19 protein-coding genes are annotated in these 19,066 nt (G+C 31.9%); 5 read left to right on the forward strand and 14 right to left on the reverse strand.

Going from position 1 to position 19,066, the window contains the following annotated elements; genetic code table 11:
• Positions 1-94 precede the first annotated feature (94 nt).
• Both cspA and LQ611_RS00400 read right to left on the reverse strand, forming a co-directional pair.
• The gene (cspA, locus tag LQ611_RS00395) at positions 95-295 is read right to left on the reverse strand and encodes a cold shock protein CspA (protein WP_016912585.1); all 201 of its coding nucleotides are present in this window, start codon (positions 293-295) and stop codon (positions 95-97) included.
• A 168-nt stretch (positions 296-463) separates the two neighbouring features.
• Positions 464-766 (reverse strand): DUF1033 family protein, encoded by a 303-nt coding sequence (locus tag LQ611_RS00400; protein WP_025906030.1) that lies wholly within the window; start codon positions 764-766, stop codon positions 464-466.
• Positions 767-913: 147 nt separating this feature from the next.
• On the opposite strand from LQ611_RS00400, the gene LQ611_RS00405 reads away from it, so the two are divergent.
• The 5 genes from LQ611_RS00405 (at position 914) to istB (ending at position 5,512) form a co-directional block, all read left to right on the forward strand.
• Complete coding sequence (locus LQ611_RS00405; RefSeq protein ID WP_025906029.1) at positions 914-1,183, forward strand: acylphosphatase; 270 nt, start codon at positions 914-916, stop codon at positions 1,181-1,183.
• Positions 1,184-1,198: 15 nt separating this feature from the next.
• On the forward strand, positions 1,199-1,912 hold the full coding sequence (locus LQ611_RS00410) for a 5-bromo-4-chloroindolyl phosphate hydrolysis family protein (RefSeq protein ID WP_107565492.1): 714 nt from the start codon (positions 1,199-1,201) through the stop codon (positions 1,910-1,912).
• Entirely contained in the window at positions 1,905-3,107 is a 1,203-nt protein-coding gene (locus tag LQ611_RS00415) for a toxic anion resistance protein (protein ID WP_025906027.1), read from the forward strand. The genes LQ611_RS00410 and LQ611_RS00415 overlap by 8 nt, the downstream gene beginning before the upstream one ends.
• Before the next feature lie 361 nt (positions 3,108-3,468).
• A complete protein-coding gene (gene istA / locus LQ611_RS00420) occupies positions 3,469-4,755 on the forward strand; it encodes an IS21 family transposase (protein ID WP_239709269.1) in 1,287 nt (428 codons plus the stop codon).
• Positions 4,748-5,512, forward strand: coding sequence for an IS21-like element helper ATPase IstB (gene istB, locus LQ611_RS00425; protein WP_191836705.1), 765 nt, complete (start codon positions 4,748-4,750; stop codon positions 5,510-5,512). Before istA ends, istB begins: the two co-directional genes overlap by 8 nt.
• A gap of 283 nt (positions 5,513-5,795) precedes the next feature.
• Here istB and LQ611_RS00430 read toward each other — a convergent pair whose 3' ends face one another.
• The 12 genes from LQ611_RS00430 to LQ611_RS00485 form a co-directional block, all read right to left on the reverse strand.
• Positions 5,796-6,998, reverse strand: coding sequence for a DUF819 family protein (locus LQ611_RS00430; RefSeq protein ID WP_107566079.1), 1,203 nt, complete (start codon positions 6,996-6,998; stop codon positions 5,796-5,798).
• 87 nt (positions 6,999-7,085) lie between these two features.
• The gene (gene brnQ / locus LQ611_RS00435; RefSeq protein ID WP_107590713.1) at positions 7,086-8,423 is read right to left on the reverse strand and encodes a branched-chain amino acid transport system II carrier protein; all 1,338 of its coding nucleotides are present in this window, start codon (positions 8,421-8,423) and stop codon (positions 7,086-7,088) included.
• A 115-nt stretch (positions 8,424-8,538) separates the two neighbouring features.
• Positions 8,539-10,425, reverse strand: a complete 1,887-nt coding sequence (locus LQ611_RS00440; protein WP_107590714.1) for a vWA domain-containing protein — start codon at positions 10,423-10,425, stop codon at positions 8,539-8,541.
• A gap of 10 nt (positions 10,426-10,435) precedes the next feature.
• Positions 10,436-11,233, reverse strand: a complete 798-nt coding sequence (locus LQ611_RS00445; RefSeq protein WP_239709270.1) for an ATP-binding protein — start codon at positions 11,231-11,233, stop codon at positions 10,436-10,438.
• Between the two features lie 78 nt (positions 11,234-11,311).
• On the reverse strand, positions 11,312-11,515 hold the full coding sequence (locus LQ611_RS00450; RefSeq protein WP_107566076.1) for a DUF6501 family protein: 204 nt from the start codon (positions 11,513-11,515) through the stop codon (positions 11,312-11,314).
• A gap of 15 nt (positions 11,516-11,530) precedes the next feature.
• Positions 11,531-12,346 carry a VOC family protein gene (locus LQ611_RS00455; RefSeq protein WP_025905041.1) on the reverse strand — a complete coding sequence of 272 codons (816 nt, stop codon included), beginning with the start codon at positions 12,344-12,346 and terminating at the stop codon, positions 11,531-11,533.
• Positions 12,347-12,624: 278 nt separating this feature from the next.
• A complete protein-coding gene (locus tag LQ611_RS00460; RefSeq protein ID WP_107618391.1) occupies positions 12,625-13,449 on the reverse strand; it encodes an alpha/beta fold hydrolase in 825 nt (274 codons plus the stop codon).
• Positions 13,450-13,756: 307 nt separating this feature from the next.
• Entirely contained in the window at positions 13,757-13,984 is a 228-nt protein-coding gene (locus tag LQ611_RS00465) for a hypothetical protein (protein ID WP_103362020.1), read from the reverse strand.
• Positions 13,959-14,486, reverse strand: coding sequence for a hypothetical protein (locus tag LQ611_RS00470; RefSeq protein WP_204175684.1), 528 nt, complete (start codon positions 14,484-14,486; stop codon positions 13,959-13,961). Before LQ611_RS00470 ends, LQ611_RS00465 begins: the two co-directional genes overlap by 26 nt.
• Positions 14,487-14,639: 153 nt before the next feature.
• Positions 14,640-14,831, reverse strand: coding sequence for a hypothetical protein (locus LQ611_RS00475; RefSeq protein ID WP_103362023.1), 192 nt, complete (start codon positions 14,829-14,831; stop codon positions 14,640-14,642).
• 157 nt (positions 14,832-14,988) lie between these two features.
• Entirely contained in the window at positions 14,989-16,233 is a 1,245-nt protein-coding gene (gene odhB / locus LQ611_RS00480; protein WP_025905223.1) for a 2-oxoglutarate dehydrogenase complex dihydrolipoyllysine-residue succinyltransferase, read from the reverse strand.
• A gap of 13 nt (positions 16,234-16,246) precedes the next feature.
• Complete coding sequence (locus tag LQ611_RS00485) at positions 16,247-19,033, reverse strand: 2-oxoglutarate dehydrogenase E1 component (RefSeq protein ID WP_107565649.1); 2,787 nt, start codon at positions 19,031-19,033, stop codon at positions 16,247-16,249.
• Between the last annotated feature and the right edge of the window lie 33 nt (positions 19,034-19,066).

Raw genomic sequence — 19,066 nt, forward strand, 5'->3', positions numbered from 1 at the left:
TTAAAATTTATTATTAAATAATAACAATATGATAACGCAAAAAGAAACCCTAACAATGTTAGGGTTTCTTTTTAGTCGTTCAAATTCATATATATTATAGTTTTACAACGTTTGCAGCTTGTGGGCCACGGTCGCCTTCAACTACTTCGAATTCTACTGCTTGACCTTCTTCTAAAGATTTGTAACCTTCTTGGTTAATTGCTGAGAAATGTACGAATACGTCATTTTCTCCTTCAATTTCGATGAAGCCAAATCCTTTTTCTGCGTTAAACCATTTAACTGTACCTTGTTTCATAATTGTGAAACCTCCAAGACTAAAATTCAATATGCGATATTCGCATATTACAAAAAACACAATTAATTAATAATGTTATTTGCAATATGGAATAACGATATTGCTATTTCTTATTATACGTCACAGAATATTCAAATGCAATACCATTTAAGATATTTTCAGAATTTATTATTTTGGTAATGGCGTATAAATTGAATTGTCATTTAATATAAGAATACTATAAAATATTTGCATATCTTCTTCGCAGTCTTCGCAATACGAAAGATCACAATTATTATAGAAAGCATGTATATTATGTTTACCTACAAGTTCATTCGTAAACTTCGTTTGATACTGATTAAGTAAATTCTGATATTGGCTGACCATTTCATCATAGTCCTGACATTCAATTTCTTTAATGATATAGTCTTTCCAATCGTCAAACAGCCACCATCCCTCATAATCTGTTCGGATTGTTACGATTTTATACATCTTAAAATCTCCCCTATTTAGAAAATTGCCCTAGAGTTAATTTAAATCTTATTGAATATTAAATCAAGAAAATAGCTTGTGGATTTGTTTCTAATTATTAGTTTTTTTACACTGAACCCTTTATAATAAAGATATGAGGTGATAAATATGAACGGAAAACATATTAAAGTTTTTGGACGTGTACAAGGTGTTGGGTTTAGATTTTTCACTGCTCAACTCGCTAAGAAACATAAAATAGTTGGTACCGTTGAAAATGTCAGCGATTATGTAGAAATATACGCAAGTGGTGACGAAGATCAATTAGAACAATTTATTAATGGTGTTATCCAGGGAGTAGCGCCAGCTTCAGTTGTAGAAAATTATACAATCGAAGATACCACTTTAGACGAAAAAACAAAGCATTTCAAAACGTTATAAATTAGGAAGATGACAATGAAATATAATTTATCATATGTATTAGGTGCATTATTAGCAGTGCCTATATCATTTATTGCTTTTTTATTTAGTGTTTTTCAATTAGATTTAAATTTTCTTATAGATATGGCTGTATTTGCAGGCACTTACGTTATTAGCTTTTTACCCATACAATGGTATAGTTCACGACGGTATTTAAAAGAAATGGGTTTAACGCGTCGAGAATTCCATTTTATTAGAAAACAATTAAACGAAGCGCAGCCTAAATTGAAAAGACTTTATAAAAACTATATGCGTATTAGATCGTATAAAGAATTCAAGAACTTAAACGAAGTCGCTAAATTGGCACGTACAATTTATAACACGGTTAAACAGTCACCTGAGAAATTTTATAAAGTAGAAAGCTTCTTCTACTCTCACTTAGACAATACTGTGAATTTAATTGATAATTACACAATTTTACAACGTATGCCAAATAAATCTAAAGAAGAAAAAGCTAAACTTAAACAAACAAAGCTCACGATTGATGAAATCAAACGAACACTCGTTGCCGATTTAAAAGAGTTAAATGAATCGAGTTATCATCAATTAGATATTGAAATGGAACTTGCTGATATTGCTAAACAAAGAAATAGCTATAGAAAAGGCATTCCAGAATCAACGAAAGAAAAAGTAAATTTAACAAAAACTCATAAAAAATATGAATATGAAATGGAGCGTAACAATGACTGAAACGAATAAGAACTTATTTGACGACCTTATTGATGACCCATTTAAAGATTCATCAGAAGCGTTAACACCACAAACTTCAGAAATTACAGAACAGCAAACCCCTTCTGATGTCACATCAACTTACGAAAAGACATTCTCTGATGAAGATCAACGAAGAATTGATGAAATTGCTAAGCAGATTAAACCATTAGATAATGATGGTCTTCTACTCTATGGTCAACAAGCTCAAAATAAATTATCACAGTTCTCACATCAAATGCTGACACAAGTACAATCTAAAGATGTAGGCCCTATTGGTAATTCATTAAGAAACTTAATGAATAAATTAAAAGAAGTCAATCCAGATGAATTACAAAAACAAAATCAATCTAGATTGAAACGTATTTTTAGAAGAGCTGAACGTTCTGTAAATGAAATGTTTAGTAAATATCAATCTGTTGGTGCACAAGTCGATCGTATATCTGTAGAATTGCAGAAATCACAAAATATGCTGATGAAAGATGTTGGTTTATTAGATCAATTATATGAAGAAAATAAAGCTTACTTTGATGCATTAAATATTTATATCGCCGCAGCAGAAAAGAAACGCGACGAGTTGAAACAACATAATCTTGTTGATTTAGAACAAAAAGTTAAAGCATCTAATAACCAAATGGATGTACAAGAACTGGCAGATTTACAACAATATATTAACAGACTAGAAAAAAGAATTTATGACTTACAACTTTCTAGACAAATTACATTACAATCTGCCCCACAAATTAGAATGATACAAAATATTAACCAAACTCTAGCAGAAAAAATTCAAAGTTCAATTTTAACGAGTATCCCATTATGGAAGAACCAAATGGCAATCGCGTTAACACTTTTAAGACAGCAAGGCGCTTCAGAAGCTCAGAAAAAAGTAACAGATACAACAAATGAATTATTATTGAAGAACTCTGAAATGTTGAAACAGAATGCGATTAGAACAGCTGAAGAAAATGAACGAGGCATCGTTGATATCGAAACATTGAAGACGACTCAAACTAATATAGTAGATACAATTCAAGAAACATTACGCATACAAGAAGACGGCACACGTAAACGTCAGCAAGCAGAACAAGAATTGCAAAGCTTAGAACAAGACTTAAAAACAAAATTATTACAACTCAAAGACGAACAGCAGCAATTAAGAAACACATTTAAATCATAAATAATAGACCCCACCAACAAACTTTGCATTTGTTGGTGGGATTTTTGTTGTGAGGATTTGAGTTATGAGAGTATTCGAGGTGTGCGTTGTGAAGGCTTAGTTAAGTGAATAGACCTTCTGAGTCATGGCTCAAGTGCAGAATAAAGCCAAGAGATTGCCCAAGTTATGGCATAAGTGTTGAATAAAGCCAAGAGATGGACCAAGTCATGGCTTAAGTGTTGAATAAAGCCAAGAGATTGCCTATGTTATGGCTTAAGTGCAGAATAAAGCTGGAAATGATAGTTTAAGAATGTACACTTTTGCTTGTTTAAGTATGTACAACACTTATAAATTAGCGATAATTTTATTGAGGTGATTATTAATGAAATTATCGTTAAATATAAAAAAGGATTTTAAAGTTAAAAGTCTGGAAGACTTAGCAGATTTTAAAATAATAATGGAGAGCTTAAAAATGAAAATAAACAAGAGTGAAGTCGCAAGGCAGATGGGTGTAGACCGAAGAACGGTTGATAAGTACCTAAATGGTTACCTGCCAAGCAAAAAAAGAAATAGATTTTCTCTAATAGATAATTATTATGAGGAAATTAAAAGGTTATTGTCTGATGAATGTGAACAAAAGTTCTACTATAAACGAATATTATGGCAATACTTAAAAGATAATCATGGACTTGAATGTGCATATTCTACTTTTAGGGCTTATATCACAAGACATGAAGAATTAAATGCATATTTTAAAAGAGGAAAGCACAAGTTGTCGCCAAGTGGCACAACTAGATATGAAACAAGTCCTGGTCATCAAGCGCAATTTGACTGGAAAGAAGATATAAGATTTAGTACTAAAGATAATCAAGAAGTATCATTGAATATAGGAGTATTACTGTTATCATATTCCAGATTTAAAATTATGCAAGTTACGATGAGTAAATCAAGCGAAGTATTACATAATTTATTAGTCAATGCGTTTGAAACGATTGAAGGTGTACCTAAAGAATTTATAACTGACAATATGAAGACCGTAATGACTCAGCCAAGAACAGAGTATTCAAGTGGACAAATCAATCGTAGATTTAAACAATTCGCTGATGATTTTGGATTTAAGGTACGACCATGTGTCGCTGGTAGACCAAGAACAAAAGGGAAAGTCGAGTCTATTATGAAGATATTGGATGAGATACATGCATATCAAGGAGAGCTTTATTTAAATGAGATTCCATCTTTTATTTCAAATTTAAATGACCGATTAAATTATTCTGTACATGTAGGTACTGGTAAAATACCGATAATTGAATTGGAAAAAGAAAAGAGTCCCCTACAGACACTACCACATGTACATGTAAGAAACTCATATAAAGTGAAACATAAATACTTGAAAGTCAACCGCTCTAATATGATTACATATCAGACTAATCAATATTCAGTACCAGCTAAATATTGCGGAAAAACAGTTGAAGTTCAAATTTATGATCAAATATTACATGTATATTATAACACCAAATTAATCGTTGAACACCCTATCACACGCCGTAAATTAAATTATGAAAAGCAGCATTATCTAGAAACTTTAGCGATTTCCTGTGGAAATCATGATGATATTAATCAAATTGCATTAGATAATTTAAAAACGATAGGAGAGCTTTATGATGAGTAATTCAACAAATTATAGGCGATTAAAAGAAAATTTAGAATATCTAAAAATGAATCAAATGATCAATCACTTAGATGATGTTATAGACTTCAGCATTAAAAATGAAATGTCATTTATTGATACATTAGTAAAATTGAGTGATTATGAAATCGCAGTTAAAGAGAAAAATATGATTGAGTCAATGGTTAAAGTGGCAGCTTTCCCATTCAAAAAAGAACTATCAGATTTTGATTTTTCCTTTCAACCATCGATTAACAAACAAGAACTATTAGATTTTTCGAATTTACGCTTTATAGAAAACTATCAAAACATTGTATTTTTAGGCTCTAGTGGTGTCGGTAAGACACATTTAGCCACAGCCATAGGCATGGCAGCAGCTAAAAAAAGAGTCAGTACCTATTTTATAAAGTGTCACGATCTCATTCAGAATTTAAAAAGAGCACAGATAGAGAACAGGTTAGAAAGTAGAATCAAACATTATGGTAAATACAAACTGTTAATTATTGATGAAATTGGCTACTTACCAATTGATAATGAAGATGCCAAATTATTCTTCCAACTAATAGATTTAAGATATGAAAAGAAGAGCACGATATTTACAACTAACATCAATTTTAATTTATGGAACGAAGTTTTTGAGGATCCTAAAATAGCAAACGCTATTTTAGATAGGATTTTACATCACTCAAATGTCGTTAAAATTACAGGTAAATCATACCGATTAAAAAACCACATACCGAGAGAAAGTGACAAGACATAACATCAATTTTGTACATTTTTACGTTGACATTTACATAAAGCCAAGAGATAGCCAAAGTCTTAGCTTAAGTACCGAGTAAAGCCAAGAGATTGTCCAAGTCATGGCTTAAGTAATGAATAAAGCCAAGAGATTATCTAAGTCATGGCTTAATTACTTAGTTAGGCTAAGACTTGGTTTTAGATGTGAATAAAAGATGAAATAAACGCACGAGATCACAAAACATCTGAGTTATCCCCCAACAAACTCACATCTCCTACATCCCCCTACTCATCCATACACCTTCTTACATAAATTGGCCTAAGAAATACCCCATTAATGTTCCGACGTAATTTCCGATTACATAACCTAAAGTACCGATGATTAAAATAGGTCCGACTAATCCTTGCCAACCTTTAGATATTGCTAATGCAGCTGCTGTTGTTGGTCCTCCGGCATTAGCGTTACTAGCTAGTAACATTTCCTCTATATTGAATTTGAACAATTTTCCGAAGAACAGTGTTATAGATAAATTGAAAATCAAAATAACGGCAACGAAAATAAATAATAATGGTGCTGTTTTGATAATGATTGGTATAGATGCTGGTACACCTATTACGACAAAGAAAATATATATTAAAAATGTACCGAGTTCATCAGAAGCGTTTAAATTCTCAAAGAATTTACTAAACATAGCTACTGTAACAAGTGTTAATGTTGTTAATAATAAAAATTGGTCACCTATAATACTCACTAATATTTCCATAAAGTGATTGTTTTTAGGCATGTATTCATTAACGAGTTCTGAAATTTTAAAACTTATCGCAACTAACGCAAATGCTATAGAAATCGAATAAGCAATATCTTTTAGACTTATTTCATTTCGTTTCCAATATGCTTCTGCTTGATTACTGTTTCCATCATCATTTGACGTATAAAGTCTTTTAAAATATTTTTTAACAAATTTCATATTCGGTAGCGTAATGAGTACAATGAAGTAGAACGCCATTACGCTATTATCGGCTACAACTGTTGCGGAAACTAATTCTCCAGGTGTTTGGAATTTCGTGCTCAGTGCTGCAAAATTCACACCACCACCTATGTAACTACCAGTCATCATAGCACCAATTTTATCTAGTTCAGGTATGAATTGATGAAGTAATAAAAATCCTGCTGCAACACCTACTACAGTACCTACTGAACTGATAAGAAATATAAATAAAAGTCTTCTACTTTCTTTCCATATTTTAAATATGTTTGATCTAAATAAAAGTAAAGGAATTGCTAATGGAATAACATATTCCCATACTTGATCATAAACTGGCGATTCAATTGGAATGATATTGAGATTGGATAATATCATCGCACCAACTAATGCAATGATAGCGCCTGTTAGTTTTGCTGCAAATTGATACCTTTGTTCTAAAAAGATACTAAGCGCTGCAATACCTACTAGAATTGCCCACAATAACCATGTTTCATCTTTGTTTATAAATGCATTTAATATCATGAAAACCAACCCCTTTTTATATTGTTATCAATATGATGACATAAAAAATAAGAATCTTCAAAATTAATTTGAAGATTCTTATACAACTTACGAATATGTGATTGGAGCTTGATTCTTAACTTTACCAATTATAAATCCAATAATGAATCCAACGATTGCAAACGGAATCCATTCCATTTGGTAAGTTGATAATGGTAATTGTTGAATAAATCCAATTTTAGCCCAACCCATTTGGTTTACAACTGATATTAATGAAATAATTGTTACAAGTGCTACTGATAATTGCTGTGCGATTGGTGGTGTACCAACGTATTTAGCAAGAACAATTAATAATACAGCTGTAATTGCGATTGGATATAACACTAATAATACTGGTAGTGAACCTTTAATTACTGTAGTTAAACCTTGATTTGAAAGGATGAAACTAATTAATGTAAAGATTGTTACAAACCATTTGTAAGAAATTTTAGGTATAATTTCGTGGAAGAATTCACTCACTGATACGATTAAACCTGTAGCTGTTGTTAAACAAGCTAATGCAACGATAATACCGATTAAATATTTACCAAATTCACCGAATGCTAATTGTGCGGCTGTTGTTAAGAGATATGTACCGATATTTTGACCGTTATCGTTTAATTCTTTAAGTGTCTCAGCTGAAACGTTCATGTGATTACCGATCCAACCTAATGAGATGTAAATAAATCCAAGTGCAATTGCTGCAATAACACCTGAATAAATTGTTTGTTTGAATAATCCTGTTTCTCTCGTTACACCTTTACTCTTAATTGCTGTAATAACAATTAGTGAGAAAGCAATAGCTGCGATAGCATCCATTGTTAAGTAACCTTCAACGAAACCTTTACCAAAGCTTGTTCCAGCACTACTATATACAGCAGTATCACCTGCAACAGATGCTTCTCCACCTAATGAGAAGAATGCTTTAATAATTAATGCTGTAATCGAAATTAATAGTAATGGTGTTAAAATCGCACCGACTTTATCAACCATTTTACTTGAGTTGAAACTTAAGTAAAAGACAATGACAAAGTAAATCAGTGAGAAAATAAATAAAGCCATTGAACTATTTGTATCAAAAATTGGTGTAATACCCATCTCGAAAGATGTTGCTGCTGTACGTGGTATTGCGAATAATGGTCCTATTGTTAAAGAAATTGCAACTAATAATACAATTGCAAAGACTGGATGAATTTTGCTTAATGAAACTCTGTATCCCTTGTCCTCAATTGAACCTGCGATTACACCAATAAGTGGCAAACCGATTCCCGTAATTACAAAACCAAATATAGCTGGCCAGAAGAAATGACCGCTCGATAATCCTAATGCTGGTGGGAATATTAGGTTCCCGGCACCAAAGAATATCGCGAATAACATAAACCCTACTACAAAAATATTCTTGTTCATATATTTTACTCCTTTTGCGTCTAACAATAATTTATATTTTATCATTGGAGTTTGTTTTCGTCTATATGAAATTTCTGAAAATTTAAAAAAGAATGTTATTATTTAGGTTTGTTAATTATATAGATTGCAACAGTAATTTTTTCAATAACGGAGCCAATTGGTATGGTAAATTTTCAACACCTTCAACAAATAAACTTTGTTTACCATAGATGTTATGAACAGTCTTTTTCGTGGCTTCATCAATTAGGTCTTGATTAAGGAATACATTAAAGACATAAATCCCTTGTTTATCTGCTTCTATCACAGCTTCATGTGTATCTATAATGCCGTCTTCTGCATAATCAAAAGCTGAAGGTTCCCCGTCAGAAAATACAATTAAGAATTTTTGAGACTCAGATCTTTGAAGTAAATGTTGAGTTGCAACTCTTAATGCGACACCGTCTCTATTATCATCTTGAGGTTCCAACGTCATAATTCTTGCATCATTCTGTTTAAGTGTTGATTCATTATATAAGATAAGTTCTTCAATAGTGTTAGGTTGATTTAATTTATCAGCTTCAAAAGCATCCTCACTAAAACCAAGAATTTCATGTTTAATATCTAAATTTTTCAGTGTTTCATGGAATAAGACGACACCTTTTTTAGTTTCTTCCATTTTGTCATGCATACTTGCTGATGCATCAACTAATAATGTGAATGTTGCATCTAGTTTTCTGCTAAATGCATCTTTTTTGAAGAATAGTTTATATTGATCATCGATAAACCAATTTAGAAGATTTTTTTGTAATCGACCTTTAGTTAAGTTCTCTCTTATATCACTATATTGATGATTCATTGATTTTTGAATAATGCTCGTTAAGTCTTTTATTTCAAATTGAACACTATCGACAGCTTCTTTATATGCTTCCATATGAGCTGGTAAAATATCTGGTCGATTGAAAGTAAGAGAAACATTTTGATTAATACCTTTAAGTTGATATTGTTGGTTAAGACCTCGGGCACCGCCCTCTTCATCATCTAAAGTATTGTTAGAGCCCTTACCTTTTTTCTCCATCATATCCGTCATATCATCGCCAGCGTCACCTTCTCTATCGTTATCTGTCAGAATGTCGCTATTTTCGCCTTCGTGAAGTTCCATTTCTAAATAGGATTTACTGTCAGTTTGACTGTCGTTCGTCTTTGTTTCAGCATCTGCAGTTTCAATATCGTCTGGATCATGTTCTTGTTCATGACTTTGATCAGTGTTAGCTGCATCTTGACGTTTTAAATCTTCTAAAGTCCATTCTTTTTCATAAGAACGATAAATACGCTCTGGGATATGATAATACTGGTTGAGCATATCTTCTTTTAATAAATAATCCACTAAAATCATGATACTTACAGCTAAATCATAACTATCTTCAGATGATTGCAAGTTGAATATTTGCGTTAATCGATTAAACACTTGTACGAGTGCATCATCAAAATCATCATTTATTGAAATATTGTTGATGAAATTTTCGTTTAAAATAGCATGTTCTATTGCTAAAAATAATAAGTCTGTATAAGTTGTCTTCGTTTGATAAACATGAATTTGACTATTATTTTGTTTGATTTTGACGTTCAATCTATGCTTAAACAACTTTTTAGTGACTGGACGTTTAGACATAATCAAATTTGATAGACGGTATTCTTCAATAAGCATAAATAATTGTTTGAAAAAGCTCATATGATCAAATGACTCATCTAATACTTCTTTATATATAGCTGGGTCTGTATGTTTAAATCCTAAAGTATCTAACATTATGTCGGATTTTAGCCCTGCATTTATAATGTGTTCAGGTCGATGTAACCATGTGAAACTAACATTACATGTATTGTTGATAGGATCATAGTGTTGGAATTTTTGGAAAGAAACTTTAACGTTTGGATCTTCAAGTAATAATTTTGCTAAATCAGTTAACATCATTATTTGTTGTGCATCGATTTGTTCGTCATTAAATAATATAAAACGATCACTCATGATATTCTCCTTACTCGAAAATTAATTCAATTGCATTTTGTATAGCTTGTTGTTCTCTTTCGTCGTCTATTTTGTCTATAATGGCACGTTTAATCGCACGTCTAACTGGAATAACAGTTGCTAAATCAGCTAAGTCAATCAATGCTCTTATACTCGCTGATTCTTCTGAAATTTGACCTTGGCTCGACATAATGCGTAAATCCTTATTAAATTGAACAATTGAATCGATGATTTCATCATCTTGTAATGCACTTTGTTCTTTAATAATCATTTTTAATGTTTCGCCATCTATATAATCAATATCTAAGACAACGAATCTGTTTTTTAATGCTTCGTTCATTGGTAATGTTCCGATATAGCCTACGTTGATTGCGGCAACGACTGAAAAACCTTCTTTAGCTTGTACGACTTCACCAGTAAATGGATTTGTTAACGATCTTCTAAAGTCTAATACACCATTTAAAATAGGTAACGTTTCTGGTTTCGCCATATTGATTTCATCGATATATAAAATGTCACCATTCTTCATAGCTTTAATAACAGGTCCATCGATAAATACAATTTGTTGATGACCTTGTTCATTTGTTTCAATTGTTTTGAAACCTAATAAACTTTCTGCATCTAAATCTACAGAACAGTTTACAGAATGCATCGGTTTATTTAAATCTCTCGCAAGTGTTTCAACAAGTTTCGTTTTCCCTGAACCAGTCGGTCCTTTTAAAAGTATATTCTTATTAAGCTTTATCATAGACAAAGCGTCATCATATATAGTTTCGTCGTTGTTTAAATATTTATTAAAATTAGCCATTGTGTTCTCCTTTATTACATTTTATAAACTTAAAAAAGAGTCCGGAACATATAGATGTATCAGACTCTTATCGTATATTTATACTTCTTTAAAGTATATTTTGTAGTAGCCGCCAACATGTCCAGAATTATCAATGATTTGATAATATTCTTCTGTTTCATTAACGACATCATATGTTTTACCTACTGTTAACATATCAGATACTTTAAATTTTTGTGCATCTGTATTTGTAACTTCTACTTGTTTAATAACGTGATTTTCTTTCCAAGTTTCATGTAACATAAATAAACCGCTCCTTTAATTCACTGTGTCATATGTAATTGTAATGATGATGCCAGTTAAATCACGCACATATAACGAAATTAAGCCGGCTTCATGTTGAATAATATGATGTTCCATTTCAATTTCTTTAACGTGATTAACTATTTTTTCAAAATGATCGATATCATCAATGGAGATTGCTACTCTTTCGATAGGTGGATTTAATGACTCAATTGCATCTGGATAATCAATCAAATGTAACTCTCCGCCATTTCCACCAGCACCGACTTTAAATACGATAGCTGACTCATCATCTATTGTCTTGTATTCAGCAAACAATTGCAACTCAAAAATATTATTTAATAATGAGCCAGTTGCTTGAGTCTCAGGTGATTTAACCATGACCGGTCCAATTCCTTGAATTTGATGAATGGGACTAATTGGACCACCATCATAAGCAGTTCCAAGAGGTACACCGGAATTTTGTTCATCAGAAATAAGATGTAACGCATGTCCATTATTATCATAAAATTTAAATAGGTGCTTACCATTTAATTGTTGCACAGACTCATATTTAACTTTATGATCATCAAATTGTTGTTTATATTCATATAATGCGTAATCAGTCGGTACACGTAAAGCAATCCCGTGAAAATGCGTATCTAATTGATCTGAATCACCAGAATATTGCTTGAAAATCAGTCTCGTACCAGGTGCAAGATTTGCATCGCCGATATGTAAGATATTCTTTTCATGGTTCATCAAGGTATTAAGCCCTAAAATATCTTTATAAAATGACTCTGTTTCTTTAATATCAAAAGTCCATAATGTAACACTTCGTAGTCCATTCATGAATATCTCTCCTATATATGAATTCCTATAAATTATATCAAATAAATTCAAAGTATGACAAATCAATCAAATTGAGAATAATGAAAAATATATTTTTGGGTTGTATGGGCGCCGTTACGAACAAGTTTAGTTGAAAGTGTTCATAAGAGTCGCAGTATTTACACTTCTTTTGAGTTTTGTAAATAAGAACCCCGTTATTAGCAGTTCTGGCCAAAGGTGCAAATACTGATACCGTTATTAGCAGTTCTGGTTCAAAGTGCAAATACTATCGATCTATCTTAACTTTTATTAGTATTCTCGGCAAAGAATTCCGAAATTATTTTTAAAAAGAGCTCCGGTGATTCAAGGTTAGCTAAATGTGCAGTATTAGGTATTATAATATTTTTTATATTTGGGATTTCTTTAATCATAACCTCAGCGATTTCTAGAAAATCTGGTACATCACATTGACCATTAACAATCAATACAGGTATCTCAATATTATTTAATTGTGAGATATTATCTTCAACTTCTATTTCTTCAGAAGAAACATTAGGTTCACCTTTAGTTAAAATTTTTCGCTGCATATCCATAATCAATTGCTTCACATCTGGATTAATGATTTCTGGTGATCGATTTCTTTGTATCCAAGTCGCATAATTATACTGTGCAGTTTCTTCTATTTTCCCTTCATCTATTAATCTTTCTTCTTTTTCTTCATAATTTTGTAAGAAAGTAGATGCATTCCAACCACTTATAGCTGGAGACAAAAGCGCTAAACTCAGACACTTTGCAGGGTTTTCTAAATAAAAATCAAGAGCTATTTTTCCACCAAATGAAGCTGCTAAAATATGTGTATGATGAATGTCTAAATGTATAAGTAGTTCATTTATAATTAGATTATAATTGTAACTTCCTTCAGTAAAATCACTTAACCCAAAGCCAGGAAGATCAAACCTGACTACTCGATATTTTTCAGACAGTAAGTTGAATTCGTTATCCCACATTCTTGAATCTACAATTCCGGCGTGAATTAATAATAAATTTTCGCCATTACCTTTTGATTCATAATAAATATTAGCTCCAGTTGCATTAAAAATTCCTTTAAGCTCATTAGAATGCATAATATTCTAACCTCCGATTTATATAAAGAATGTCCAGCTGATAAAATATATCTTGGTAATTCTACCATTAATATGCAAGATAAGCACTTAATATAAAAGTACATAAAACGAAAAAAATACAACGACGATTTCCGCCGTTGTATTTTCCCATAATCCTAAATTAAGATTTTAATAATAAATCTTCTGGATTTAGGTAGTATATATATTTCATTTATATTTGTTAAAATGTTTTAGTGAAGTGGTTTATAAGTAATCTGTTTTATATAAATATCTATTATCATTTAATACTTTGGGGGATTTCGGTAAATTATTCAATCCGTTTAACCTTTTCCCATTCCTGTTTCAAATAAAATGTGATTATCTTTATAAATTCATCAAGTTCATTTGATGTTTCTTTTATATCATCATTGAATTCTTCTCCGATTTCATTAATTTGTAATAAATAATCTTGTGGAGATTTGTTCAAATATTCCTTATTGATATTCTCTTGCCATGTTTTTCTTAATTCTTCAACAGTGATAATAACATCTTCCATTTTTTATTAAAATTTCATTTTCTTTATTTGTTTCATTATTTATGGTTTCGTTAGGAAAGTAACTTATAAATTTAAATTGAATTTTATTGAACGTTTGAGTTTTTTCTGCAAATAGTTTGTCTATTTCTGTAATTTCTTCAACTATTTTAATCGACTCTGAGTTATATCTATTAATACTTTCAATACTAGGTTTTTCTTCATTAATCTCTTGAAACATTAATGATTGATATCTATTAAACTCATTTGAAAGACTTATTAATTTTTTAATATTTAGTAGTTGATTAGTGTGTTCAGCTACTAAATCACTACTTAATTCCCTTACTTCTTTAATCCATTCCATTCTTGATTTTACTACGACATCTGCTTTTAACTTCATGTCATTTATTTCTTTTTCGTGTTTCATTCTTTTCCTATTTGTAAATTGTGATAGTGACCAACCTACGGAGCCCCCTACTATAGATGCAACAATAGGATTTGACAATATTGACCAATCAACTGTCATTTTGCCCACCTCTTTTTTATATTTTGTTTAATAGTATTTTTAAATAATTTTACCACTTTAATATATTAATAGCACTAGGTATTTAATTAAATATTGATAGAGGTGTGCTTAATTTAAAATTCAACATTGTTAATCAATTGTATTGTTAACCCATTATCTATTTTTCTTACTCAAACGTTCTTCCATTTGTTTGTTTTTATCCTTATTGTGTTTCAATGATTCTTTAATTTGAGCCTTTTTCTTTTCGACTCGTGCTTTCGTTTCTTCGTAGTTCTCATCTTCTGCCGCACGTTTTTCATAGTAATACGCGTCTTCTTTCCAACGTTCATGTATCGATTTCCCCATATTATCCCCCATTTAAAATTATTGTTTTAATTAAATACTTTCTTTATAGTAAGCCATTTTCAACTAAAAATAAAACCCCAACTCAGAATTGAGATGATTCATAAAATGAAAAAATACAACGACAATAAATGTCGTTGTATTTTCCCTTAATCCTATATTAAGATTCTAATAATAAATCTTCTGGATTTTCAATTAAGTCTTTAATTGTTTTTAAGAATCCTACTGCTTGTTTTCCATCAATAATTCTGTGGTCATAGCTTAACGCGATGTACATCATCGGTCTATTTTCCATACGATCTTTATCAATTGCAATTGGTCTTGTAACAATTGAGTGCATACCTAAAATAGCAGCTTGTGTACCATTGATAATTGGTGTAGACATTAATGAACCAAATACACCACCATTAGTTATAGTGAATGATCCACCCATCATGTCATCTAAGCCTAATTTTTTATCTTTAGCTTTAACAGCTAAGTCTACGATATCTTGTTCGATTTCAGCGAAGTTTTTCTTGTCACAATCTTTAACGATTGGTACTACTAAACCTTCTTCTGTAGAAACGGCAATACCGATATCATAGAATTGTTTAAGTACTAAATCAGTACCATCAATTTCAGCATTTACATCAGGATATTTCTTCAATGCTGCAACTGCTGCTTTAGTGAAGAATGACATGAATCCTAAACGAGTACCGTTATGGTCTTCTTGGAATTTTTCTTTCTTACGTTTACGTAATTCCATTACGTTAGTCATATCAACTTCATTAAATGTTGTTAACATAGCTGTATTATTAGATACTTCTAATAATTTCTTAGCTATTGTTTGACGTCTACGTGATAATTTCTCACGAACAACAGGTTTAGAAGGATTGTCATTAGATTTAGCTTGTGCTGGTTGGCTTTTCTCAGCTGGTTTAGCTTGTGGTTGAGGTTTAGCTGCACTTTCAACGTCTTCTGGACGAATAACGTCTCCTGCCTGAGTCTTAACCTTGCTTAAGTCGATACCTTTTTCACGTGCTAAACGACGTGCTGATGGTGTTGCTTGAATTCTTTCATTTGAAGATGCTGTTTCTTCTTTAGCTTCTGTAGCTTCTGGTTTACCTGCATCTTCTTTAGATGGTTCTTCTTGCTTTTCAGGTTTAGCATCGTTTGAAGCTGGTTGTGCTTCTCCGTCTGAAACGACTGCAATGACTGAACCTACTTCAACAGTATCGCCTTCTTCAGCTTTGATTTCAGTTAGAACACCTGCAACTTCTGAAATGACTTCAACATTTACTTTATCAGTTTCAAGTTCGACGATATTTTCGCCTTTTTCAACTTGGTCACCAACTGATTTGAGCCATTCTGAAATTGTTCCTTCTGTAATTGATTCTGCTAATTCTGGTACTTTTACCTCTGACATGATTCTTTTCCCCCTAATTATGTTTTAAAGCTTCTTGGATTACTTTACTTTGTATAAGTTTGTATATTTCGCCGTCGCCTTCTGCAGTTGAAGAACGTACTTTACGACCGTGATATTCAAGCTCTACTTTGCGATCTTCTAGAATGTCTTGAAGTTTTAAGCTAACGAATGACCAAGCACCTTGGTTTTTCGCTTCTTCTTGAACCCAGCGAACTGTTTCTAGATTTCTGAATTCAGAAAGAACGTTCTTTATCTCTTCTTTAGGGAATGGATAAAGTTGTTCAAGTGCAATTAGACAAAGTTCATCGTTAGGATTTTTTTGTAATTCAGTTTTTAAGTCAATAAACATTTTTCCTGATGAAATAATAACTTTCTTAACTTTAGTCTTCTTATATGGTTCAACTAAAATTGGTTCAAATTGTCCTTTAGTGAATTCTTCAATTGGACGTGAAACAATTTTATTTCTTAATAAGCTTTTTGGTGACATTAAGACTAATGGTCTCATTTTATCTGTGTTAAGATATTTTGCATGTCTTCTTAATAAGTGATAATAGTTAGAAGCACTTGTTAAGTTTGCGATTGTCATGTTGTTTTCTCCAGCTAATTGTAAAAATCTTTCCAATCTTGCTGATGAATGTTCAGGACCTTGTCCTTCATTACTATGTGGTAAGAATAAAGCTAAACCACTCTTTTCTCCCCATTTAGCATTACTGTTAGATAAGAAGTTATCGAATATCATTTGTGCCATATTTGCAAAGTCACCATATTGTGCTTCCCAAATATTAAATGATTGTGGATGATCAACATTATAACCATATTCAAAACCAACTACTGCAGCTTCAGATAATGGTGAGTTATGAATATCGAATGATGCTTTACCATTCGGTACATGATGTAATGGAATGAATAACTTACCATCTTTCTCATCATGTAACACAGCATGTCTATGTGCGAATGTTCCACGTTCTGAATCTTGTCCAGTTAATCGAATTGGTGTACCATTTTGTAAAATTGTCGCAAATGCAAGTTGTTCAGCATGTGCCCAGTCTACAAGACCGTCTTTTTCAAATGGTTCACGACGTCTATCTAATACTTTGTTTAACTTCTTGAAGACTGTGAAATCTTCTGGATAATCAAACATTGCATCATTAATCGCTTTTAATTCTTCATAAGTAGCGTTTGCTAACTCATAATCTTGTCCTTCACTGATGTTATCAGGTAAAGTCATTTCTGGATTATCCATCTCAGCATCTTTATCAATCTTGTCATGAGCAGCTCTTAAGCGTTTCGTTACATCTTCAAAAATTTCATTCATTTCAGCTTCTGTAATAATGCCTTCTTCGACAAGCTTTTTACCATAAATATGTTCAATAGATGGATGTTCTTTAATCGCTTTATACATCATCGGATTTGTAATAGATGGTTCGTCCATTTCGTTATGTCCATAACGTCTATAACCAACTAAATCGATGACGAAATCTTTATTGAATTTCTCTCTGAAGTCCATTGCCATTTCAATAGCTTTAACAGTAGCTTCAACATCATCTGCATTTACATGGATAATTGGTAAGTCATAGCCTTTTGCAACATCTGTTGAGTATGTTGTTGAGCGTCCATCTTCAGCTTCAGTAGTGAAACCAATTCTGTTATTTGTAATAATGTGTAATGAACCACCAGTTGTGTAACCATCTAAATTACTTAAGTTCATAGATTCAAAGTTAATACCTTGTCCAGGGAATGCAGCATCACCATGAATTAAGACTGCAAGTGATTTATTAACATCTTGACTTGGTCTTCCTGCATCTGCTGTTGTATCTTGGTTTGCTCTCGCTTTACCAAGTACGACTGGAGAAACGATTTCTAGGTGACTTGGGTTGTTGGCTAAAGTAATCGATTGTTCGATACCGTATTTACTTGTTGTCTTCGTACCACCTAAGTGATATTTAACATCGCCTGTCCAACCAGCTGTAATTTCTAAAGAACCATCTTTCGGTAAGAAAATAAGTGGATTCTTATGCATAAATTCAGAAATCATCATTTCATATGGCTTTTCTAATACGTGAGTTAAAACGTTTAATCTACCCCTATGCGCCATACCAATTTGGATGTTTGGTATATTTGCAGCATTCGTACGTTTTAATACTCTTTGTAACATTGGTACTAAACTATCTACACCCTCGATTGAGAAGCGTTTAGCACCTACGAAATTCTTATGGATATATTTTTCAAAGCCTTCTACTTCAGCTAAACTTTTTAATAGTTCGATTTTTTCTTCTTTAGTAATTTCAATTGTATGTGTTGATTCGATATATCTCTTCAACCATACGCGTTCTTCATTATTATTAATATGCGTGTACTCAAAAGCGATAGGACCTTGGTAACAAGAAGTCATATATTCTATTGCTTCATATGCATTGTTAAATTCTCCATCAAAGTGATCTGATACGATAACTGCTGGAAGTTTTTCCAAAGTTTCTTTTGAAAGTCCAAAGTCTTGATGTGTTAATTTTGGTACGTTTTTTCTTTCTGGACGGTACACTGGATAAATATCTGCAGTTAAATGTCCATACTGTCTGATATTATCAATTAAACGCATTACACGTTTTACACTTGAGTTGTCCACCCCAGTACTTGATTGTAGGCCAGCGCCTGTGTTGTTACTTGTTAATTCATCGAATAACACTTGCAAGTCTTCCGGTACTGACTCTGGATCATTAACGTAATTATCATACATTTCTAACATTAACCCTAAGTTAGTTCCAAATCTTACAGGTGCTTCGACATGATTATCATTCTTCATGTTCCACCCTCCAAGAAAATTATAAACCGTTTA

Source organism: Mammaliicoccus sp. L-M44 (genome assembly GCF_022386355.1).
Classification (GTDB): domain Bacteria; phylum Bacillota; class Bacilli; order Staphylococcales; family Staphylococcaceae; genus Mammaliicoccus; species Mammaliicoccus sciuri_A.

Bases quoted from the DNA above. Each gene is read 5' to 3' on its own strand.
- cspA (WP_016912585.1), bottom strand. From the start codon at position 295: ATGAAACAAGGTACAGTTAAATGGTTTAACGCAGAAAAAGGATTTGGC.
- LQ611_RS00400 (WP_025906030.1), bottom strand. From the start codon at position 766: ATGTATAAAATCGTAACAATCCGAACAGATTATGAGGGATGGTGGCTG.
- LQ611_RS00405 (WP_025906029.1), top strand. From the start codon at position 914: ATGAACGGAAAACATATTAAAGTTTTTGGACGTGTACAAGGTGTTGGG.
- LQ611_RS00410 (WP_107565492.1), top strand. From the start codon at position 1,199: ATGAAATATAATTTATCATATGTATTAGGTGCATTATTAGCAGTGCCT.
- LQ611_RS00415 (WP_025906027.1), top strand. From the start codon at position 1,905: ATGACTGAAACGAATAAGAACTTATTTGACGACCTTATTGATGACCCA.
- istA (WP_239709269.1), top strand. From the start codon at position 3,469: ATGAAATTATCGTTAAATATAAAAAAGGATTTTAAAGTTAAAAGTCTG.
- istB (WP_191836705.1), top strand. From the start codon at position 4,748: ATGAGTAATTCAACAAATTATAGGCGATTAAAAGAAAATTTAGAATAT.
- LQ611_RS00430 (WP_107566079.1), bottom strand. From the start codon at position 6,998: ATGATATTAAATGCATTTATAAACAAAGATGAAACATGGTTATTGTGG.
- brnQ (WP_107590713.1), bottom strand. From the start codon at position 8,423: ATGAACAAGAATATTTTTGTAGTAGGGTTTATGTTATTCGCGATATTC.
- LQ611_RS00440 (WP_107590714.1), bottom strand. From the start codon at position 10,425: ATGAGTGATCGTTTTATATTATTTAATGACGAACAAATCGATGCACAA.
- LQ611_RS00445 (WP_239709270.1), bottom strand. From the start codon at position 11,233: ATGGCTAATTTTAATAAATATTTAAACAACGACGAAACTATATATGAT.
- LQ611_RS00450 (WP_107566076.1), bottom strand. From the start codon at position 11,515: ATGTTACATGAAACTTGGAAAGAAAATCACGTTATTAAACAAGTAGAA.
- LQ611_RS00455 (WP_025905041.1), bottom strand. From the start codon at position 12,346: ATGAATGGACTACGAAGTGTTACATTATGGACTTTTGATATTAAAGAA.
- LQ611_RS00460 (WP_107618391.1), bottom strand. From the start codon at position 13,449: ATGCATTCTAATGAGCTTAAAGGAATTTTTAATGCAACTGGAGCTAAT.
- LQ611_RS00465 (WP_103362020.1), bottom strand. From the start codon at position 13,984: ATGGAAGATGTTATTATCACTGTTGAAGAATTAAGAAAAACATGGCAA.
- LQ611_RS00470 (WP_204175684.1), bottom strand. From the start codon at position 14,486: ATGACAGTTGATTGGTCAATATTGTCAAATCCTATTGTTGCATCTATA.
- LQ611_RS00475 (WP_103362023.1), bottom strand. From the start codon at position 14,831: ATGGGGAAATCGATACATGAACGTTGGAAAGAAGACGCGTATTACTAT.
- odhB (WP_025905223.1), bottom strand. From the start codon at position 16,233: ATGTCAGAGGTAAAAGTACCAGAATTAGCAGAATCAATTACAGAAGGA.
- LQ611_RS00485 (WP_107565649.1), bottom strand. From the start codon at position 19,033: ATGAAGAATGATAATCATGTCGAAGCACCTGTAAGATTTGGAACTAAC.